At 38.3% G+C, this 20297-nt stretch carries 16 protein-coding genes and 4 pseudogenes; 6 read left to right on the plus strand and 14 right to left on the minus strand.

Going from position 1 to position 20297, the window contains the following annotated elements; genetic code table 11:
• Positions 1 to 79: 79 nt before the first annotated feature.
• The 3 genes from AAZO_RS16185 to bchM all read right to left on the minus strand — a co-directional run bounded on the left by AAZO_RS16185 (position 80) and on the right by bchM (position 1836).
• Complete coding sequence (locus tag AAZO_RS16185; protein WP_013192073.1) at positions 80 to 460, minus strand: DUF423 domain-containing protein; 381 nt, start codon at positions 458 to 460, stop codon at positions 80 to 82.
• A 30-nt stretch (positions 461 to 490) separates the two neighbouring features.
• On the minus strand, positions 491 to 1003 hold the full coding sequence (locus AAZO_RS16190; protein WP_013192074.1) for a hypothetical protein: 513 nt from the start codon (positions 1001 to 1003) through the stop codon (positions 491 to 493).
• A gap of 146 nt (positions 1004 to 1149) precedes the next feature.
• A complete protein-coding gene (gene bchM / locus AAZO_RS16195; protein ID WP_013192075.1) occupies positions 1150 to 1836 on the minus strand; it encodes a magnesium protoporphyrin IX methyltransferase in 687 nt (228 codons plus the stop codon).
• A gap of 96 nt (positions 1837 to 1932) precedes the next feature.
• Between bchM and AAZO_RS16200 the strand changes: the two genes are divergently transcribed.
• On the plus strand, positions 1933 to 2463 hold the full coding sequence (locus tag AAZO_RS16200; protein WP_013192076.1) for a hypothetical protein: 531 nt from the start codon (positions 1933 to 1935) through the stop codon (positions 2461 to 2463).
• Between the two features lie 182 nt (positions 2464 to 2645).
• On the opposite strand, the gene AAZO_RS16205 is transcribed toward AAZO_RS16200, so the two are convergent.
• A complete protein-coding gene (locus AAZO_RS16205) occupies positions 2646 to 3797 on the minus strand; it encodes an extracellular solute-binding protein (RefSeq protein ID WP_013192077.1) in 1152 nt (383 codons plus the stop codon).
• Positions 3798 to 4192: 395 nt separating this feature from the next.
• On the opposite strand from AAZO_RS16205, the gene AAZO_RS16210 reads away from it, so the two are divergent.
• Positions 4193 to 4567 carry a hypothetical protein gene (locus tag AAZO_RS16210; RefSeq protein WP_013192078.1) on the plus strand — a complete coding sequence of 125 codons (375 nt, stop codon included), beginning with the start codon at positions 4193 to 4195 and terminating at the stop codon, positions 4565 to 4567.
• On the opposite strand, the gene cobT is transcribed toward AAZO_RS16210, so the two are convergent.
• The 3 genes from cobT to AAZO_RS16225 all read right to left on the minus strand — a co-directional run bounded on the left by cobT (position 4544) and on the right by AAZO_RS16225 (position 7350).
• Entirely contained in the window at positions 4544 to 5668 is a 1125-nt protein-coding gene (gene cobT, locus AAZO_RS16215; protein WP_013192079.1) for a nicotinate mononucleotide-dependent phosphoribosyltransferase CobT, read from the minus strand. The genes AAZO_RS16210 and cobT overlap by 24 nt on opposite strands.
• 109 nt (positions 5669 to 5777) lie before the next feature.
• Positions 5778 to 6506, minus strand: a complete 729-nt coding sequence (locus AAZO_RS16220) for a DUF2232 domain-containing protein (protein WP_013192080.1) — start codon at positions 6504 to 6506, stop codon at positions 5778 to 5780.
• Positions 6507 to 6651: 145 nt separating this feature from the next.
• Positions 6652 to 7350 carry a Crp/Fnr family transcriptional regulator gene (locus AAZO_RS16225; protein ID WP_013192081.1) on the minus strand — a complete coding sequence of 233 codons (699 nt, stop codon included), beginning with the start codon at positions 7348 to 7350 and terminating at the stop codon, positions 6652 to 6654.
• A gap of 661 nt (positions 7351 to 8011) precedes the next feature.
• On the opposite strand from AAZO_RS16225, the gene AAZO_RS16235 reads away from it, so the two are divergent.
• Both AAZO_RS16235 and AAZO_RS16240 read left to right on the plus strand, forming a co-directional pair.
• Positions 8012 to 12136, plus strand: coding sequence for a coiled-coil domain-containing protein (locus AAZO_RS16235; protein ID WP_013192082.1), 4125 nt, complete (start codon positions 8012 to 8014; stop codon positions 12134 to 12136).
• A gap of 745 nt (positions 12137 to 12881) precedes the next feature.
• Positions 12882 to 13520 (plus strand): annotated as a pseudogene (locus tag AAZO_RS16240) (sugar transferase).
• Positions 13521 to 13576: 56 nt separating this feature from the next.
• Here the strand turns inward: AAZO_RS16240 and AAZO_RS16245 are convergent.
• Positions 13577 to 14410, minus strand: a complete 834-nt coding sequence (locus tag AAZO_RS16245; RefSeq protein WP_013192083.1) for a carbohydrate ABC transporter permease — start codon at positions 14408 to 14410, stop codon at positions 13577 to 13579.
• A 204-nt stretch (positions 14411 to 14614) separates the two neighbouring features.
• Between AAZO_RS16245 and AAZO_RS38795 the strand changes: the two are divergent.
• A pseudogene (locus AAZO_RS38795) lies at positions 14615 to 15589 on the plus strand (metallophosphoesterase); the annotation flags it as partial.
• Positions 15590 to 15758: 169 nt separating this feature from the next.
• Positions 15759 to 16369 (plus strand): annotated as a pseudogene (locus tag AAZO_RS16260) (metallophosphoesterase); the annotation flags it as partial.
• 24 nt (positions 16370 to 16393) lie between these two features.
• Here the strand turns inward: AAZO_RS16260 and AAZO_RS16265 are convergent.
• The 6 genes and pseudogenes from AAZO_RS16265 to AAZO_RS16285 all read right to left on the minus strand — a co-directional run bounded on the left by AAZO_RS16265 (position 16394) and on the right by AAZO_RS16285 (position 20247).
• A pseudogene (locus tag AAZO_RS16265) lies at positions 16394 to 17365 on the minus strand (malate dehydrogenase).
• Between the two features lie 71 nt (positions 17366 to 17436).
• Entirely contained in the window at positions 17437 to 17652 is a 216-nt protein-coding gene (gene ndhO / locus AAZO_RS16270; RefSeq protein WP_013192084.1) for an NAD(P)H-quinone oxidoreductase subunit O, read from the minus strand.
• A 345-nt stretch (positions 17653 to 17997) separates the two neighbouring features.
• The gene (locus AAZO_RS43910; protein WP_420807025.1) at positions 17998 to 18126 is read right to left on the minus strand and encodes a hypothetical protein; all 129 of its coding nucleotides are present in this window, start codon (positions 18124 to 18126) and stop codon (positions 17998 to 18000) included.
• Between the two features lie 60 nt (positions 18127 to 18186).
• Positions 18187 to 18504: a hypothetical protein gene (locus AAZO_RS43915; protein WP_420807026.1), complete on the minus strand. Its 318-nt coding sequence runs from the start codon at positions 18502 to 18504 to the stop codon at positions 18187 to 18189.
• Positions 18505 to 19051: 547 nt separating this feature from the next.
• Positions 19052 to 19888, minus strand: a complete 837-nt coding sequence (locus AAZO_RS16280; protein ID WP_013192085.1) for a DNA-formamidopyrimidine glycosylase — start codon at positions 19886 to 19888, stop codon at positions 19052 to 19054.
• A 143-nt stretch (positions 19889 to 20031) separates the two neighbouring features.
• Entirely contained in the window at positions 20032 to 20247 is a 216-nt protein-coding gene (locus AAZO_RS16285; RefSeq protein ID WP_013192086.1) for a photosystem I reaction center subunit IV, read from the minus strand.
• Positions 20248 to 20297: the final 50 nt, after the last annotated feature.

The raw sequence follows: 20297 nt of genomic DNA on the forward strand, positions 1-20297 counted from the left end.
TGTCAGGCTCAAACTTTGTATTCTTGATCAATGTCCAAATCCCCGATTTCTTCAAGAAGTCGGAGATATTGTTTATATATCATAACTTGATAGTTGCAGCAGTGACAGCTAAAGCAGCCCAACCAGCCATGAGTGATAATCCTCCCAAGGGTGTGATAGCTCCCAAGGATTTTATACCAGTTAAGCTGAGAACATACAAGCTACCTGAAAAAATCGTCACACCAATGATAAATAACCAGCCACTAATAAAAAGTGTAGTGGGTGGAGTTTCTACACGACTGATGAGGATTGCTACTAACAAAAGTGCTAGAGCATGGTACATTTGGTAACGAGCGCCAGTGTCAAAAATTTCTAGCATTCGTTCACTGACTTTTTCTCGCAAAGCATGAGCGCCAAAAGCACCAGCAGCAACAGACAAACCGCCAAAAATAGCAGCTATAGTAAAAAAAATCTGCGTCATTAGACCTAGCTGTAAATTAGCAGAGTGAGACTAAACATCAAAGTGATATGATACGCCTCCTTCCTCACTCACTTGAAAATTTGCATTAAGTTCTTTAGCTTTCTCATCTAAATATTGTTTGGCTTCCGTTGCTGTTAACTGTGACTGCATGGCAAAACTTAACAATGTGATTCTGCCATCATTTTCTTGTAACATCTGATAAAATTGTGATAGCTTTGCTTGCTCTTGTGATCGTAAATATTCATTTTTTTGTTCTGTCAACGCCTTTGTACTTTGTCGGTTTTGCTTATACAGTCCTAATGCTAACCATGCCCCCAATAGCGCCGTAGGAAAGCCAAACATTATACCTTGAGCAGCAGTATTATCAAGTTGATATAGCGCTTCTTGATTGACAAGATCTTTTGCTAATGATTCATCCGGTATACCTGGTAAGATCGGCTTGAGAGTAGTATTTTTTGTAATTACAGCTGATACTGTAGTTGTTAAAAACATGAATCCGAGTGTAAGCAGCCAACCAGCAGCCAATTTTTCTGCCGTCTTCATAGTTTTACTTCAGAGTTAGACTTTGCTTGCGATTGTAACCTTACTTGCGCCAAGCTTCCAGTCATTAATTATCAGGCAGCAGGGAAAAGGATTTCCCCGTTCCCTACTTGTGAAAAAAGTTTATTGATTTCGTTGCGATTGTTAAACTATGCGCGTGTAGCTTCCAACAATCGAGAAAAATAGAAACGAGTCCGAGTCATTGCTTGACGTTGCACTGTAAAGCCATTTTTTTCCAGAATTTTCACCACATCAGCTTCACGGTGTAAATAGGCACGGGTGGCTTTACTCGGTCCTGGGAAAAAACTACCTATTTTCTTGAGGATAGAAAGAAAGCAGGTTTTAGGGGCAAAACTGAGAATAATACGTGACTGTGCCAAAGAACATAGGTAAGAAATCATCTCATCTGCTTTGTCTTGGGGATAGTGAATCAGAACATCCAGGCAAATAACAGTGTGAAAGTTACCACTCAAAGATTCTAAATCTTGTACTGCAAAAGTAGGATTTGTAGAATTGGAAAAAAGCTTTACACTTCTATCTTGAGCTTCTGAAACCATTTTAGCGGAAATATCACTAGCGTAAACCTTAGCACCTTCAGATGCTAGAGGAATACTCAAACTACCCACACCACACCCAGCATCACAGATTGATAACTCAGATAAATTGTTATCATCTTTTAACCAGCCGATGATGGTATCCACGGTTTGCTGATGTCCAGTACGGATATCTAGCTGGACTTTGTTGACTTCACCATCTCCATAGATGCGTTTCCAACGGTCGAAACCTGTAGAATTAAAGTATTCACGTACTATTGTTTTATCGTCGGCTGCATTCATAACCTTGATTGTTAAGGATTCACAATTCCTAAAATTATAATGATTTTAAGCAAGAAGTTAGCTTTGTAACGGGTACAATTTTTTTCAGATTGACTTATGCGTAAATACAACTTAGTTACTCAAAAGAAACCTCTGCTACTAATATTCAGCTTCAGCCTGATTACTTTTTCTATGTTACCCCTTCTACCCTCACGGACTGAGATTATAGCCCGTCCTTCTGATGCACCACTAGAACTAAATTTATTAACTAAGCCCACAGGTTCTATAATTACAGCTAATATTATTAGTCAATCAGGATTAACTATCCCTAGTTTATGGTGGGCAAAGGAAAACTCTGAAAATAAACTTCTAGATAATTGGATAGCATACCCAGCTTCTGAACAAGAACCAGCCCGTGTAGATTTGATAGTAAATCAACAAATTTGGAGTTTATTAGACTATTTAGATCGTTACAACTTTGTTAATGGCTTGGGTAGTATGGCTAGGAATTTTGGTTATAACATCCGAGTGTTTAATTATCACCGAGATATGTTAGCAGCTTACACTTGTAATTTGAGTATCAGTCCATCTTCATGCAAGATCGAGATGAGTATTCATAGTAAGTTAGGGCTTCGTCAAAATTTATAACCGACTGGAAATTAAAATTTAATCGTCAGGAGTCAGGAGTCACGAGTCAGAAGTCAGAATGTTTGAGAAATTGGTTAATTCTCAAAAAGGGGGGCTGAGGAATCTGATGGAGTGGGCTTTTCGTATATCTTAAATGGTTTATCTTTTGACGCTGTAGTGTACTATAAACAAGTTCATTTTCCTCATTGTTCGGAATTTTTTATTTTGTTAAATAAATACTTATAACCCTTATTGACTGATGCTGGTAAGGGGAGTAAAAATTCACTTTTATCAAATAATTCCTGATTATTTAGTAACAAGTTTTGTAATGGTTTCTGAAGATCAGAGGCTACAATATTTGTTATAGGCGAATTATTTTTAGTCAGTATGGCAATTTGTTTGGCTATATTTGGTTGCCAACAAAAATTAATCCAATCAGATGCTAAGGTGTTTTGCTCAACTTCAGCCGGACTTACCCATAAGTCTGCCCACATTGCAGTTCCTGATTGGGGAATGACTGCGGTAAGTTTTGGATAACGACTGAGTATAGGCATAACGTCATTTGACCAACCCACAGCTAACCAAGTATCTCCGGTGAGTAGTGGTTCTAGATAGGTAGTAGAATCATAAAATTTTACTTGTTGGTGTAGTGCCAGTAATTCTGCTTTTAAGTCGGGGATTTGAGTAATATTTTCCGTATTGTAGGATTCTCCTAGTTTTTTTAAAACCAAACCAATGACTTCTCTGGGATGATTAAGTAAGGAAATACGCGATCGCAATTCACTCCGCCATAAGTCGCTCCAGTCTTTTGGTTGCCAATCAAATTTTTGAAATTTTTCCCCATTATAAATAATGACTGTATTACCCCAGTGATAAGGTGCAGCCCAAATCTTTCCTTGTGGATCTATATTTCCTTGATCATCGCGTCTTACTAATTGCTGCCACCTGAGATTTAAACTTAACCATTGTTTAATTTTTTCTGTTTCTAGTGGTTGAATCAGTTTCTGTTCAATTGCTGCTTTTAGCCAAAAATCTCCCAATGTCACTAAATCAGCTTTAGATTGTTGTTGACTTTGCATCAAGGGAATATAACTTTTCCATCCCTGTTGATCTTTAGTTTCTGGTTTTTGCCATATTTGTAATTGCTTAAATAAATCTAAAATTTGATTAATAGGGACAAACTTTAAATTTGCATCTGACTCTAGAGTTTTACGAAATTGATTAACCACCTGACCAGGTATAGAACCTTTTAATAACTGTACATTTAGATGTGTCTGGTTTTTACCAGCACAACCCATGAGTATCTGGGAAAATACCAGTCCGCTTGCACCTAACAAAAAAGAGCGTCGATTCATTGAACTTTGATTTGGTGAGTATAAATAGAATTTAAACGACAGGAGTAGCAAGAGTTAAATATCTGAACAAATATCCATATTCTGCCCTCAGAAACCGATGATAGCAAATTCAGCAAATTCAAATTTATCTGTTTAGGCTGGGCGTGGGGTCTTCAGATCGAGGAAGCAACCTCATGATCCTGCTCCTTGGATTTCTCTCAAAAAAGACCAAATGCTTAACTTTTTTCAATAGAAATCGGAGTCATGCTGTTATTATTTTTTGAGTTATATATAAATAATTATTTTATTGACATAGAACTAAGAAAATTTTGAAACATTAAATAAATCATAAGTATTTTTAACTTGAGCAGTAAATTGAATAACATAGAGAAACTCTTTTGGGATAAAGGTATTAAATGGAGTCATTACAAAAACAGATACTGACTTTGAGCGAGAAAGTAGATGCTCTGTATCAGGTGATTGAAAAGCTTGATAGAAAACTGTCTCAGGGTCTATCTGACTACTTTTCAGAGCAAAAACAGCCAAAAAATAATTATCTAGAAAATCATCAAGTTGAACATTACCAGTTAAAAGCATGGAGCAATTTAACTTCTGATTTAGAGCATAAGGATGTGTTAATAGACGGGATTTATCCAGAGATGAATCCCCAAGCTGGAGATAAGCAAATAACGCCAGAAATTCAAATTCACCGACTGACAGCACAATTAACAGCGGCATATAATCGGATTGCAGCTTTAGAAGAACAATTAATGCGAGAGCGAATTCATTAATTGCTCAAATTGGTCTTCAATAGCTGTTAAAAGTTCATTTTGCTGCCAATTTTGGCTGATGTAGGCGGCTATACAAGCTGCTCCAGCACCGACACCTTCTTTGACAAAACCCTGCTCATAGGCTTGGAGTTGGGGATAACAAGAATCCGCGAAACTTAACTGTGTAGCTAAGAGGGAAGGCGTTTCTTGACAAGGATTCAAGCTGTTTCTGCCTAAACTGAGGGATAAGTCAACTGTACCCCCAGTTGAGTCTTCTGCTACCCAACGGGTTGTACCAACGACTATTGCTTCTCGTTGCCAAGATAAAGAGTAAGCTTGAGCGAGCGCTTGGATTAGAGCATAAACAGCCAGCATTTGTGTACCACCAGCCAATAAAACCCCACAGTGAAGACTAGCTGTGATCGCCATCCCAGCTACCACCACCTGCATGGGATCTCCCACAGCAGCTACAAGTTTAAGAGGATCTACAGAAGTGGGAATTTTTGCCAGCCCAGCTTGCACCACAGCCCACTTTTGCTCATGGTTACAAACAGGATGGCTACTGTTAACTTTTCCGGCGGCTTCAATACCTAAACCAGTTAAAATTGCCAAAGCAGTTGTAGTACCACCGACAACACACTCACTTAAAATCAAATAGCTGTGTGAAATATTAGCACTCAGTTGAGAACCCCACAGTAAACCTTGTTCAAATAAATGTTTTACCGTAGCTATTTCCAGAGCTGCACCTGTACTTAAACATCGAGCGATCGCCCCACCCAAATCAATTATTGGCACAGAGGGAATTAAGGGTAAACCCGCATTGAATAAATAAACTGGTATTTTTAGTTTTTCCACCACAGCACGAGAGATCAACACAGGAGAAGCACCAGTAGTCAAAGGTGGTAGAGGATATTTAGGCTGATGTGCTGCACCATAATATAAAAACTCTGCATCAGCACAAGCAGTATATTTTCTATCCTCTGGAGTCAAACCAGCCGCCGAAATGCCTGGAATTAAACAAGTCTCTGTAAAACCTAAAACACAGGCAAACACAGGTAAACTACCACGATATCGTCGTAACCATGCTTCACCCTGTTCAATTTGCGTATAAATATGGATCATATCAAAGGGAATGGGCATTGGGCATTGGGCATTGGGCATTGGGCATTGGGCATTGGGCATTGGGCATGGGAAAATTAATCAAATTTTGCCTTTTCCCTATTCTCTATAACTAACCTTCATAATCCATTAATACTTGTACCCAACGTGGAGGACGGGGTATAGGATTTCCCAAACGATCCAAAAGTAACCATGCTGCCAAATGTACTACAAACAAATAAATCAAATTGTTGAAAGCTATTAAAACCACTGCCCCCAATTGAATGACAAACACACTCGGAGTCGCCAATATTTGCAGCTTCAGGAATATCCACTCAGTAATTTCCGTAACCTGGTTAATAACATAAATCCAAAGGTCTTCACCAGATAATACCGACAGCAGCCACAGACGGAAAAACACACCTAAAGTACCTAACAGCATACCTAAAGTAATCGACACTATCCAGGGTACACGACGATACCAGGTAGCCCCTAACAGCACACCCATCAGTCCAAAAGGCATAACAAATAACATACTACGAACTGGACCCATCAGCACCCCCAGTAGTAACCCAGACGTAACAGCACCCATCCAGGCCGCACGTTTACCCCAGCGTAAATAAACTAACGCAATGGGAACTGGAAAAAATATCCGTAAAACTGGACCCAAGGGAAAATAGAAATTAATAAACCAAATCAAACTAGCCGTACTAGCTAAAAATGCTGTTTCCACCATCCGCAAAGGGGCATCAACCTGAAGTTTGGGGCTCTTTAAAGCTTGTTGAGCTTCATTACTAGAGTTTAGTGATTCAGGTGATGGATCTTCCTGCGGTTCATCTGGCAGAGAATCTAAAATACTCATATCATCTTCTATTTTCCAGGATATAAACCACTTGTCAGCTTGTTGACTAATTGATTAAATGTAAGTAATTACTAGCAATAGTTAGCAAATTACTAACTAGCTACTAACCTCCTGCCTATTGACTTTTGCCCTATGCCTTCTGGGACTAAATAATCATTTTTTCCAAAGCTGACACATCAGGAATACACAAAACATCTTGCTCTCTAAGGATCAAGCCTTTTTTCTCCAGCCTTGTTAATACACGAGTTACTGTTTCCCTTGCTAGACCACTGAGACTACTCAATTCCCGATGAGGTAAATTGGGAATTTCTGTACCTGTTTGTCCTCTCTTACCCTGTCCTTCTGCCAAAAATAGCAAAGTATCTGCCACTCGCGATTGACTATCCGATTCTCGCAGCCTTAAGCGACGATTTACCTGTCTTAAGCGTCTTGCCATTAACTGCGCTAATCTCAGTCCTGCTAAAGGTTCTGTTTGCAGCAACTTCACAAAATTTTGAGCAGGCATACTACCAATCATCGTTGGAGTAAGAGTAATAACATCAGTAGAACGAGGAACTTCATCTAGGGCTGCCATTTCCCCGAATAATTCCCCACTCCCAATAATATTTAGTGTTACCTCTTTTCCTTCTAAATTGTAGGTACGGATTTTTACCCATCCCTCTACAATGAAATAGACAGAACCACCCCAGTCATTTTCCAGCAAAATCACTTGATTGGCTGGGTGAGTACGGGTAACAAGATGGGTGAGGGCTGTTTCGACTATAGACTCAGGCAACCCTTGAAAAAAAGGTGCTGAGGTGATCCAGTTATGTGTAGATGCCTGCAAGCTATATCTATCTTCCATTAGAACATATTTATCAAAGCTGCTATCAACAGAAAAAGCAATATCAGTATTTTAGTAAACATTCAGCTATCAGCCATCAGCAGTCAGGTTTTCCAGGCTAACGCCAAAAATACCTATTTGATAATTAACCAATTTGTCAAACATTCTGACTCGTGACTCCTGACTTTCTGAAGTCTTACGTATTTTAAACCTAAGCTATAAAATCACAGCCGCTTTCATATTTAGGAAACTAAACTATGTTACACAAGAAAACGACAATATAATTTTTTCTCAACAAACTTTATTTTGTCTTAGTACTTACTGGTTACTAAAAAAGGGGTCGAAGGAATGGTTCACGGACAAAGTGAAAAACTGGGAATTTCTGATTTTGCAATATAGAGTTCCTCTGCCTCCTGTATACTTTTCCTCCTTTTCTTTTGATGTACACTTGAGAATTTTGTTTCTATTTTTACATAAATTATAAATTTAACACTGCAAAAAAGTACAAAATTTGAGTGAACTACCTGAAAAGGGGGTGAACCATGGGAATCAAGTTGCATCTGTCAGTAATTCATAACATAATTGCCCTCAGAAGTGAGAGCAATAACTTTTGTTACTCAGCACTTCGGTAATTCTAAATACCATAAACATCAAAGTACATTTTTAGCTAAGGTAATTTAACGTGACTTCCCGTACAGATGAAATTCACAAACTGATTGCAGACATTGACAAATTACTTGCCAACGGTGGGAATCGTCTAACAAAACTGCTGTCTGGTCAGGGGTCTGAAGAAAGAGACATTTTACAAAAAATTCGTGACTTTCTGGTAAGACTCAACGAAAGTGAGGCATCAGACGAAATCATACCCGATCCGTCTGAGGCACCACTATCATCTTTGTTGGCACGATATGTGGAGCAGGACAATCAGCAAGAGGTCTATTCTTCTCATTCACAACAAGAACAAAGCAAGTTTATTCGTGAACAATTAAAAGATGAAATTTCAGTCTTGCTTAAACCTTTGCAAGCAGAATTGACAGGAATGTTGCAAGAAAGAGCTACTCTTGTACAGGAAATTAGGCAGCTAGAACAAAAGCGACTGCAAAACTATTCTTTAACACAGCAGTTAGCAAACCAAGAGCAGATAATTACCGAATTTTTACAAGTGCTAGTTAGTCGGTTAGTGCCAAATTTAATTCCATATTTGACACGAAACGTGACTAATTCTCCCAGTTTGACTACAGGTGAATATAACCAAGAAGTTACTTCTGCTATTCAACCTATTTTAGAATCAGCGGATGGGGTAGAACGATTAGCTACTCTGGCCAGGGAGTTAGATCAACGCTTGCTCTCATTAGATGGAACTCTCAATATTGTTTTTCAGTCTTTAGAGCGTAATATTCACACCTATCATCAGTCCTTATCCCAAGCACTGGCAAGAATGTACAGTCAGGGGATGCAAGGTGAGCAGATGATGGCCAATTTTTTGAAAAATTTAACTGAGTATTTACAACAACAATCCCCTGATACTAAATCTTTTATCTTTGGGATAGATACTGGCACAATAGCATCATCACCATTATTAGAACCACAAGTGGTTGCTGATCATGTTGAAGAATTAACTCCAGATATTACTGCTGACTCACAGGAAACTCCTACGGTGGAGGATTTGGATTCAATGCTCTCAGAACTTACCCTGACTGAGACTTTTACCTCCGCTGATGAATTACAAGAAAAATTAACTCCAGATATTGCTGCTGACTCACAGGAAACTTCTAAGGTGGAGGATTTGGATTCAGTGCTATCAGAACTTACCCTGAATGAATTGCAGTCTGAGAGTGCTTATGAAGTAGACCAGCTGTATGCGAGTTTATTTGGTGGTGAAAATTCTAAGAGTACCACAAAAGATGCCATTAGTTTGCCGATTGAGAAGAATGAGGCATCTACTCCAGATCAGACGTTTGAATTAGTATCTCAAATGGCTGAGAGTATTTCTATATCTTCAATTTCTTCAAATATTCCAGAGGAACAGCAGGATGATTTATTAATCATAAATTATGTGCAGTCAGAAAATTCTACTATTTCTGAGCAGCGGGATGATCCTCTACCAGAAATTCCTGATATTTTCATAGAAGTAACTACTCAACCATCTGAGTTCTGGCGAGAATCATTGTTACCTGAGGATAGCCAGCCCCAAGCCGAATTTGCTGGCTTGCCTACAGTATCTGTGTCTCTGCCAGATAGTAGTGATACTATTACAGTTCTGACTGATTTATTGGTTGATGTTGGTGATGAGGAACCAACTGTAGGAGTTTTATCTGTGGAAGATAGGGGAGAAACTACAACAAATAAGACTGCTATAGCGTCACCTGTAGAGAATCAGACTGAGAATTCAGATTTACTTGCAACCACTTATATCGCTGCTTCACCAGATGAAAATTTACTGTCTCTAGAAAATTCAGCAACTGAAGGTGTACCGGAGATTATTTTGGATAAAGCACAGTTGCAGCAATTGGATCGAGATTTAGCTAATTTTGATTCGCGGTTAAATTCTGAAACGGTAAATACAACGAGGTTAGAAGATATCCAGAATTCTTTGCCTGACATCGAGGATCTGATAGACACAGGTTTTCTAATGGCAGAACTTCCTGGCACTGAATCGACAGGGAACATCCCAGTAATGACTATGTTGAATTTAGATGTTCCTGGGTCAGAAGCTGAGTTAGATTTGAGCCTGAATAATGCAAAAAACCAGAAAGTCACACATTCAGAATCAATAAATTCAGAATCGAAATTTGCTGTGTTTGTTGGTGAAAATTTGAGTGATAATTCTCTGGTAAATGTTATAGACAAGGATTCTGTTTGGTATTTAGGAATTGATTTAGGTACGACTGGCATTTCTGCGGCGTTGTTGAATTATTCAAAATTGGTTGTTTATCCGATTTATTGGTCAGCAGAAAGCCAAGTAGATGCAACTTCTTTTGAGCAATCATTTCGTTTACCGGCGGAAGTTTATCTACCTACGGCTTCTATACCTCATTCAGAAGTTGAAAGCGCCACAAATATTGAGCAAATAGCACCTGCGGTAGTGGCAAAGGATAAAACTTCTACAATAGCACCGAAACAAAGTCTTCATTCTGCCAATTTAAAGCCTTATTTACATATAGCTATTCCCTACAAAAGTACCCAGCAGAAATGGGAACCTGTGTTGCAATTCAATGAATCTTCTGCGGGACCTTTAATTTGGGTGGTGCGCTCGCTCTCCAAATTGCTGTTAACCCTCAAGTCGGATCAAAGCAGTACGACTCCCGCTTTAATTGCTAATGCTGTTCGCATAGATAAGCAAACTTTCTCTGAGATTATCAATAATATTGCTGGTGTGGTCTGTACTTGTCCGTCTAGCTGGTCAGAACAATATCGGTTTAATGTGCGGGAAGCTTTACTCACTAGTAAACTTGTCTGCCATCCGCAACAAATATTCTTTGTGGAGGAAGCAATCGCTACTCTACTCCCAGAACTTGATACTGTTAATTTAACATCAGTCAAGTTGCATGACAATCAAGGTTTACGTCTGCTCAAAACTAGTGAAAATCCGCTTTTGGGTCATACCCTGACATTGAATATTGGGGCAACATCCACAGAAATGGCGCTGGTTGATTTACCGTCGGATTTGAGTCAATTAACATATAGAGATTTCATGTTGCATGGTTTTACCTATGCTGGTAAAGCAATGGAGCAGGATATTATTTGTCAGTTACTACTACCACCAAAATCTCATCAACCCCGTGGTGCATCAGCATCTGATAGTAACACTTCTGCTAGTAACCCCTGGCATTGGCAACCCTCAATTCCTGGTGTAGAGAAGATGCAATGGTCTAGTTTGAGTTTGGATGGGTTAGAATTACCGCGAGTTGCTGAACCAGATATTCCTGCTCGCATCCGCCTCCAACAAAGATTAGAAAGTTCTTTATTAGGACAAGCTTTATTAGATGCTGCTCTAGCTCTGAAGCTGATTTTGCAACACCAAGAATCTTTTACTTGGGAATTAGCTGATCAACGTTGGGTATTGCAGAGAAGAGATTTAGAAAGCCAGGTATTTGTGCCTTATGTCCGTCGTCTCAACCGCGAACTCAATCAATTATTAGTAGCTAGTGGTATTCCCACAGAAGCTATTAATCAAGCAATTCTTTCTGGTGGAGTTGCTGCTATCAGTACAGTTAACCGTTGGTTACGCCAAAAACTACCCAACGCCAAAATTATTCAAGATTTATATCTGGGGGAAAATGGCGCTGCTAATTGCAGCCGAGTAGCTTATGGTTTGGCTATGTTACCTCTGCATCCCCAAGTTTTAGAAATTCCCAGACAACAGTATACAGATTATTTCTTGTTTACTGAATTGCTCAAAGTCATACCAGAACGTTCCTTATCCTTTGGTGAAGTTCTGCAATTGTTTGAACATCGGGGTATCAATACTTCCCAATGTCAACAGCGACTACTGGCTTTCTTGGAAGGGGAACTACCGGCAGGTTTGATACCTTCTATGCTTTCGGAAATCTTATCCGATCCAGAAGATAATCAAAAACCTTTAAACGCTATGTGGTTAACAAAAAACTCCCAGGAAAATCCAGATTATCATGCGATCACATCCGCACCACTCTTTGAAAAACAAGGTAATCTATCCTATCATCCCAATTCTCAGCAACTAATATTGTTGCGTCGCTATTTGGATGCAGTCAAAGCCAGTTCTCTGCAATCACTGGAAGAACCTTATGTAGTTAATTTTGCTTTGGCAATCAATCCACTTCATTAAGACTTTAAAAAACATCTACCTTACGGAAGATATCTTCCGTAGATATCTACCAATATTTCCGATAATTTACGCAGAACTTAGCTACAGTTTCATAGAGAATACCCACTTTCGAGTAGAAATACTGTTAGCTCAAGAGTGGGCAGTTCTATGTGTAATATCTATATTTTAACTAGTACCGCCCTGAATTCAAAATGCTTCTTTCAGAAGAGCTACGCTAACAAAATAGTGCTTCCAGCAGACTGGTCCAACAAAATTCAAAATGAATACGGGGTGAGCTTTTCAGCGATTTGTAATGGTTCGTTTATTTACGCCGTACTGTACTAGTTTGCAAAAAAATATCAAAAATTTAAAGTAACCTTCCTGAATTCAAAGATTGTATGAATTTTCACTATTTTGCTTTGTAAAGTATGAAAATTTACATATAATCTTATTAATTTCAATACAGTTCACATCTAATAGACCTATTGCAAAATTGTTTATGTGGTATGATAGAGAGTTTTAGATTTTATGTATTTTTGGTGTTCTTTGCCCTCGCTAATTCAAACATAACCGTGTAACTCTAACTCTTGGCTAAAACAAAGACATCCCCCATTATAACATAAAATTAATTCTACGAGAGGTCTCATCAAAATCTAGTTCGCAAAAATCACGGTGTGAAAAATCAGTATCAGTTATGTCACTTTCTACCATCAGAACTACAACGAAAAACTATACCATGCCTGGCTTGGGTTTTATGAATCGCTAGATTCTGGTTGACCTATCACTCAAGTCCTCACACCCATCAACCACCAGTATTGCAAAAAGATTAATTGATATACTCGGAGCCATAGTAGGTTTAATAATTACATAGCTGCTAGTAGTTACTGTGGCACTTGCTACTTTACTTTCAGATCTAGTCCCCATATTTTATTCTCAACTCCGCTGTGGTCTAAACGGAGGTACCATAGGCCGGAATTTCCAAATCCGTTCTATGGTGGTTGATGGAGATAAAATCAAATCTCTAGTCAAAAACCAAGCCAAAGGCAACATTTTTAAATGTACAGATGATCCACGTATTACACCCTTGGGCAAATTCTTGCGTCGCACCAGTTGAGATGAATTACCCCAATTTTGGAACGTCTTAAAGGGAGAAATGAGTTTACTTGGTACTCTTCCCCCGACACCTGATGAAGTCATCAATTATGCACAACACCATTGGGAAAGGTTGCGAGTTAAACCCGGTATAACTGGAGAATGGCAAACTCATGGACGTTCAACCATCACAGAATTTGAAACTATTGTCCGTATGGATTTAGACTATCAGCATAAATGGTCGATTATTTATGATTTGATGTTAATTGTTAAAACTATTTGGGTGGTCTTAGACAGAAAAGGAGCTTATTAATAGGTGATTGGTTACAGGGCGTAGGAAAAGAAGAACAACTGATAACTGATAACTGATTATCCTTTGACACCGCTACCCGTATCGGTGGGTACAATAAATTTCTGTAAAAATATAAATAATAGCAATACTGGTGCAATAGAAATTATAGAACCAGCTGCTACCAATCGCCAATCTAGAGAAAACGTACCTGCTAATTTAGAAACTCCCAAGGGTAAAGTATATAAACTCTCATCTTGGATGACAATTAAAGGCCATAAAAAGTCACTCCAAGCACCAATAAATACAAAAATAGCCAGAGTTATGAGTGCTGGACGAATAGCTGGCAACATTACAAACCACCATAATGCTAGCTCAGAACTACCATCCATGCGGGCTGCTTCTTCAATTTCTTTAGGCACACCCATAAAAGCTTGTCTTAATAAAAAAATGCCGAAAGCAGAAGCTAAACTGGGAAAAATCATCCCTAAATAACTATTTGTCAACCTTAATTGAACTGTCAAAATATATAAGGGAATCATCACGATTTGGAAGGGAATCATAATTGTGGAAATAATAGCAATAAAAATTCCATTTCGTCCCACAAATGATAATCTCGCTAAAGGATAAGCAGCTAAAGCACAAAATAGTAAATTCAATATTACAGTTAGTAAAGCTACTGTGATACTGTTATATAAATATTGCCCAAAGGGTAAAGATTCCCAAACACGAGTGAAGTTCTCTAAAGTCGGTTGACTAGGCCATAACTGAGGTGGTGACTCTAGAATATTTTCGGTTGGGGATTTTAAGGCTGTACTAATTAGCCATAGTAGGGGAAAAAGGGTCAGGACTGCGATCACACCCAATAAACCGTATGTGATCAAGATTTGCAGTTGTGATTTTTTGATATTCATATTTTTGTTTCACGCAAAGACGCAAAGTCAGAAGTATATTAATTCAGTGTGTGGTCTAAATACATGAGAAATACTGTAAAAGCTGTACTTTTTCTGGTAATATGTCTGATGGTAGTAGGCGTGAGTTCCTTGGGTAAAACTACTATGATATCACCACTTCAACTGCTGACAGACCCGTTTTTGCAACTACCAACAGCAAATTGAGTGCTAGTAGTTTGGTTGGCCGAGTTTCCTGGTGATAAACATTTGGTATTTTACGGTGAGAAACTTGATCAAAGTTCAATTACAAAAACTACCAAACTTAGCCGCACTAGAGAAGACCAACTATCAAGATTAGCAAATCAAATTGAAAACGGGCAAATTTATCAACAACCTGTAAAACGAGAAATTTGGCGACATGAAGCCTAAGTTACAGGTTTAACTCCGAATCTACGAATTCCCTATCAAGTCACCAGTATTAGAGAAGATGGTGAAAAAGTTAGCAGCGAAGCTTTTACCCTTGCACCTTCCCCAAAACCTGGTAAACCTTTAAAAATCCTCCTCACTTCCGATCATCAATTCAAACCGATGACAGCCGTGAATCTGCAAAAAGTGGTGGAAACTGTAGAGAGAGTTTATGGGGTATGGTTTCCAGGAGATTTGGTTAATATTCTGGACTGTGCTTCAGAATGGTTTGATGATAATCGAGGAAATGCTTGATTTCCAGCTTTGCAAGGTCGCGCTAATTATAAAATGGAACATAACGGCGTAAAATTCACCTACATAGGTGGGAGAATTATTCGAAATGCGCCCATGTTGACTTGCATTGGTAATCATGAAGTGATGGGGAGATTTGCTAGAACAGAAAGTTTAAATGATGAATTTAATGATACTATTCCCTGTGAAGTTACCGAAAAATTGTATGGAGAAAAATCTCTAACGGATAATTCTTTTAATACTGTCACTTACGAATAAATTTTGACTTTACCTGAAACTAAAGCAGGTGGAAAGACATATTATGCAGTTACCTTTGGTGATGTCCGCTTGGTGGTTTTGTATATTACGAATATGTGGCGACATCCAAAATTAGATTCCAACATTAAAGGTAGATATATAGAACCAGAAAAAGATTTGCAGAATCCTAAAAATTGGGGGTATGGACAGTTAATTTATGAACCAATTTTTAAAGAAAGTCAACAATAGTCCTCTTGCAGAATTAATTTTATGTTATAATGGGGGGTGTATTTGTTTGAGCCAAAAGTTAGATTTATACGGTTATGTTTCAATTAGGGAGCCCACAGAAAACTTAAAATACATACAATCTAAAACTCTCTATCATACCACAGAAACAATTTTACAATAGGTCTAATATAACTGGCTTCAGCAAGAATTAAACAGTCCTGAATTTCAACGGGCAAAATATAAAGTTGTGATGTTGCATCATCCACACCACACTTTGGGTGATAATATTGTTCCAGCTTACACTAATACTGTGACTATGTTGAAAGAAACCAAGAAGGAAATATCAAAGCTGTTCGTTATGAATATCCAAAAAATGCAGATTACATTATTTGTGATGTAATTCCTTTATTAGAAGCAGCTAAAGTGCAGTTAGTATTTTATGGAAATTCCCATTTATGGAATCACTTTGTTAGTGACAGTGGAATGAACTTCTTAGGAACTTCTAATGTTGGTAATTCCTATGGTGCTGCTTGGGATGAAGAAAGGCGAGAAGTACCAACAAAAGATCAAGAACATTATACTACAGTTGGTGATCCTAACGTTTTAAAACCAGTCATACCAACTATTTCTCCATTATGAGCAAAAGACGGCAAACCGCTACCTTATATTGCCAGTAATCAGATTACAGTTTTTAGCATTTTCAACACAGGAACAGGTACTATTAGCAGTTATCACTTTGATACTAGCAATCCTGATTATGAAGTGGTTAAGTTTGATGAATTTAAGATTAATTCGTAATTCCTAATTGGGGTTTTTAAATTTTTAATTCTCTAAAATTTCCTGTGCCCTTTTAATATTTTGGCTTACAGAATCGGCTGAGGTTTGCAAGGCTGCTTTTTCTTCATCATTGAGAGTCAATTCTAAAATACTCTCAACTCCAGTACATCCCAAACGACAAGGAACACCGATAACCACATCATTTAAACCATATTCGCCTTGTAAATAAGCTGCAACTGGTAATAATCGCGACTGATTTAATATAATTGATTCTACCATCAGGGATGTGGCAGATGCAGGGCCAAAAAACGCGCCTCCTGTGTGCATTAATTGTACAATTTCTGCGCTACTGTTGCAGGTTCTTGCTACTAAATTTTCAATTGTGGCTACATCTAATAATTCTGTAATGGGAATACCGGTGACAGTTGCATAACGGGCTAAAGGTACCATTAAATCACCGTGGCTACCCAAAACCATTGCTTTGACATCCGCAGATAAAACCCCGAATTCTAAAGCGATGAAAGTTTCAAATCTGGCTGATTCTAAAACTCCAGCCATTCCCATGACTTGATTTCTGGGTAAGTTTGTGGCTTGCCAAGTTAAATAAGTCATCACATCTAAAAGATTTGTGACGACTATAAAAATAGCATGGGGAGAATGTGCGATCACATTTTTTGCTGCTTCAACCACAATTTTGGCATTAATTTTCAACAAATTATCCTGACTTATTCGAGGTTTACGGGGAAAACCAGCGGCAATTACCACAATTGTTGTGTTGAATTAGCCGTATCAGCATAATTATTAGTACCGCTAATTTGCCGATTATGTAAGTAACTCCAGTCCCCGCGCTTCCAGCAAATCTAAAGGTAAACCTTCAGCCATTCCTTCCATAATATCCAACAACACCACATCAGCCAAATTTTTCTCTGCAATCCGTTGGCCTAAAGTCCTACCAACTCTACCCGCACCCACAACAGTCACACGGGGAGATTTACAAAAAACTGGGGAAGAAGACATAATCAGTTATCAGTTATCAGTTATCAGTAGTCGGGTAGATAATCCCTACCACAAGCATAACTATGGAAAGCCTATTTAAACTCTTCTAATTGTTCTAGCTTTAACCAAATATTTGGCGTTGGTACTTTTCCAAATTTCACCAAAGCATAATCACCTTTGATATCTACTACTTCCCCTTCGCTATCAAATAAATAGGAAGGAAAGCGAGAATCACTAGCTTGGGCTTCTAAGCTATTCTCCAACTTTTCGCGCAGAGCCCGAACCATATTTCCTTTTTTAACTGTCATGAGTTCCCCTTACAATTTATAATTGCTTTTTTTATTTAAAAAAATATCTCGCACCAAGACGTGAAAGCGCAATTTGTTTACTGAAAAAATATAACCGCCTACCATCAGGTCAGCAGTCTTGGAGAAAATTATGATATTTATTTGTGATGATATTTATTTATGAATATTTATTCTTTAATAGTCAAATTAATGATAACAAATCTAAAATCAGGTGTCAAGCCCCAATACTCTGTTTTTGCGCTGAATCAGAGAACTCAAAAAAATGATAAGCATTCAGTCGTCAACTATTGATTGATGCTCAAATTCTGTGGGAGGCTACTGATTTCTCGCTCTTGTCATCAATTGTTATGCAAATCTAGCTAATAACTCCTCACGAGATAATTGTAAAAGCAAGGGACTAAATTCTTCTCTAGTCATAGTAATGAGAAAGTCGATAATTCTTACTAATTCTGAATTAACTTCCCCAAAACGCACTTACATGATACTTTCAATCATAGCGCGTCGTTCTCTTTCTATACCTTCTTGTCGTCCTTCTTATCGTCCTTCTTGAAGTCTTTGTCTTTTCAGTTCTTCTAATTGTTGTTGATACATTTCCGATAATTTCATAATCAACTCCTGATCATCTTTATCAATATCTTGTTCTTGACGTTGACGAGCCGATAAAACAGCAATTAGGTCATGTACTAATTGTATGATATGGGAAAGAAATGGACCATTTTTAGGTAGTGCTTCTAGTTCTTTAACCGCTTGTCGTTGAACTTTCCCTTTACCTAATATCCTAAGAAACAGCGTTTCCGGCGTGTTGGGAAGTTGATGAATAGCAATAATGATAGTTTTTAATCCCTCTCCCAAGAAATAAATACCTTTCTTTAGACCAGTTTTCTTCATCGACAGTAGTATTAAAACTCCCTGGGAGTTCTACTGATGCAGTAGAAGAAAAAATCCACAGACTTGGTAACGCTACTTCATTTATTCGGGTATTGTTGCGATGATATTGACGTTCTATTTGTAGATCGAGGTCAAATAATTTACCCATACAACTGCGAGTTTCACTTTTGGTGATAGCATTACGTAATGGTTCAAGTATAGCATAGTTTGTCGCCATTCTTCCCAGGATTCCTAGTATTTCTAGACTTTCTGTACATTGGGATGAAGGAAGGAATAAATAAAACGTCAATTTATCTTACTTCTGTTGTGATATCTTTGCTGGTTTCTACTTGACCATAGGGTGTTAATAGTTCAGTTAGATATTGTTTGGCAAATTGCTCATGTATAAAGCGAGTCATTGAAATTGATTTAAAGAAAGAAATATAAATTTAAAACTCTACCTTTAAATGTTTATCGGCAATTCTTGGTTAACCATTGTGATTGGGAAAAACTCCTTCCTTTCACCTGTTCCCTACTTCTGACACTGAGAACAGAAATGACTAGAACGCCCGCCTAACTTAATACGCTGAATGACATTACCACAAACTTTACAAGGCTTACCAGTGCGTTTGTAAACCCAAGCTTCACCGCCATAGTTGCCATTTATACCTTTAACATTGAGGAAATTACTAAAAGTTGTCCCACCTGCGGCAATACTTGCAGATAGAACTTTAATTATTGCTGTTCTTAAAGGTTCGACTTGTTTTTTCTGTAAATCTGTACAGAGAGTAGTTGGTAAAATACCACTTTTAAACAAAGCTTCATCAGCATAAATATTACCCAATCCCGCTACTATCGACTGATCTAACAGTGCGGTTTTAATGGGACGACGACCTTTTTGCAGTTTATTTGCTAAATACTCAACGGTAAACTCTGGTGAAAATGGGTCTACTGCCAGTTGTGCTAAACCTCTAATAATACTTTCTACAGGGACACCAGGGGGAACATACCACATTTGCCCAAAGGTGCGCTGGTCAACAAAGCGTAGTTCTTGTTTTTCCCCAAAAAATAATCTGACTCGTGTGTGTTTGTGTAAGGGTTCATTTTGGTTTAACCATAACAGTTGACCGGTCATCCGCAGATGAACACCCAAGCAGGTTGAAGAGGGTGTGAGTTCAGCTAGAAGATATTTACCACGACGATGCCAAGATTTAATGCTGCTTCCTTTCAGGTTATCTATAAATTCGCTAACATAAAAAGGGTAGGCGACAGTGCGTTTTAGCAGGATATCTCCCCCCGTAATTCCTTCGTTTAGGGTTAGTTGATTTAAACCCCGTCGGACTGTTTCAACTTCAGGCAGTTCAGGCATTTCAGCGGACTAAGGAACCAATGTGATATATTCAGGGATTGTGAAGTCAGAGATAAGGAAGGTTGAATATTTCTGCCTTGAGGCTTTATACTTCACACTTAGTTATATCATGCCATGAAACAATCCCCTAGTAGCTTGATTGCTTACTTTTTAGCAGCAGCTTTTTTGGGTGCTTCGATTTCGATTAATTCATCTACGGCGAAGTTATTGGTGTTGATGCCAGAGTAGTTAACATTGGGGAAGCGGACAATTACAGAGTATTTGATGCCGCTTTGGTCTACAGATGCCACAGTTCCTACATCTTGATACCAGTAGGATTCGGGGCGGAGGACGCGCACTTTAGAACCACGTTGAACCATGATGATTTTACCTTTGAATTAATTGCCAATAAACTAGGGCTAATTCTTTT

The organism is 'Nostoc azollae' 0708, from assembly GCF_000196515.1.
Classification (GTDB): Bacteria; Cyanobacteriota; Cyanobacteriia; order Cyanobacteriales; family Nostocaceae; genus Trichormus_B; species Trichormus_B azollae.

Excerpts from the sequence above, each read along its gene's own strand:
- AAZO_RS16185 (WP_013192073.1), bottom strand. The coding sequence starts at position 460 with ATGACGCAGATTTTTTTTACTATAGCTGCTATTTTTGGCGGTTTGTCT.
- AAZO_RS16190 (WP_013192074.1), bottom strand. The coding sequence starts at position 1,003 with ATGAAGACGGCAGAAAAATTGGCTGCTGGTTGGCTGCTTACACTCGGA.
- bchM (WP_013192075.1), bottom strand. The coding sequence starts at position 1,836 with ATGAATGCAGCCGACGATAAAACAATAGTACGTGAATACTTTAATTCT.
- AAZO_RS16200 (WP_013192076.1), top strand. The coding sequence starts at position 1,933 with ATGCGTAAATACAACTTAGTTACTCAAAAGAAACCTCTGCTACTAATA.
- AAZO_RS16205 (WP_013192077.1), bottom strand. The coding sequence starts at position 3,797 with ATGAATCGACGCTCTTTTTTGTTAGGTGCAAGCGGACTGGTATTTTCC.
- AAZO_RS16210 (WP_013192078.1), top strand. The coding sequence starts at position 4,193 with ATGGAGTCATTACAAAAACAGATACTGACTTTGAGCGAGAAAGTAGAT.
- cobT (WP_013192079.1), bottom strand. The coding sequence starts at position 5,668 with ATGATCCATATTTATACGCAAATTGAACAGGGTGAAGCATGGTTACGA.
- AAZO_RS16220 (WP_013192080.1), bottom strand. The coding sequence starts at position 6,506 with ATGAGTATTTTAGATTCTCTGCCAGATGAACCGCAGGAAGATCCATCA.
- AAZO_RS16225 (WP_013192081.1), bottom strand. The coding sequence starts at position 7,350 with ATGGAAGATAGATATAGCTTGCAGGCATCTACACATAACTGGATCACC.
- AAZO_RS16245 (WP_013192083.1), bottom strand. The coding sequence starts at position 14,410 with ATGAATATCAAAAAATCACAACTGCAAATCTTGATCACATACGGTTTA.
- ndhO (WP_013192084.1), bottom strand. The coding sequence starts at position 17,652 with ATGACAGTTAAAAAAGGAAATATGGTTCGGGCTCTGCGCGAAAAGTTG.
- AAZO_RS16280 (WP_013192085.1), bottom strand. The coding sequence starts at position 19,888 with ATGCCTGAACTGCCTGAAGTTGAAACAGTCCGACGGGGTTTAAATCAA.
- AAZO_RS16285 (WP_013192086.1), bottom strand. The coding sequence starts at position 20,247 with ATGGTTCAACGTGGTTCTAAAGTGCGCGTCCTCCGCCCCGAATCCTAC.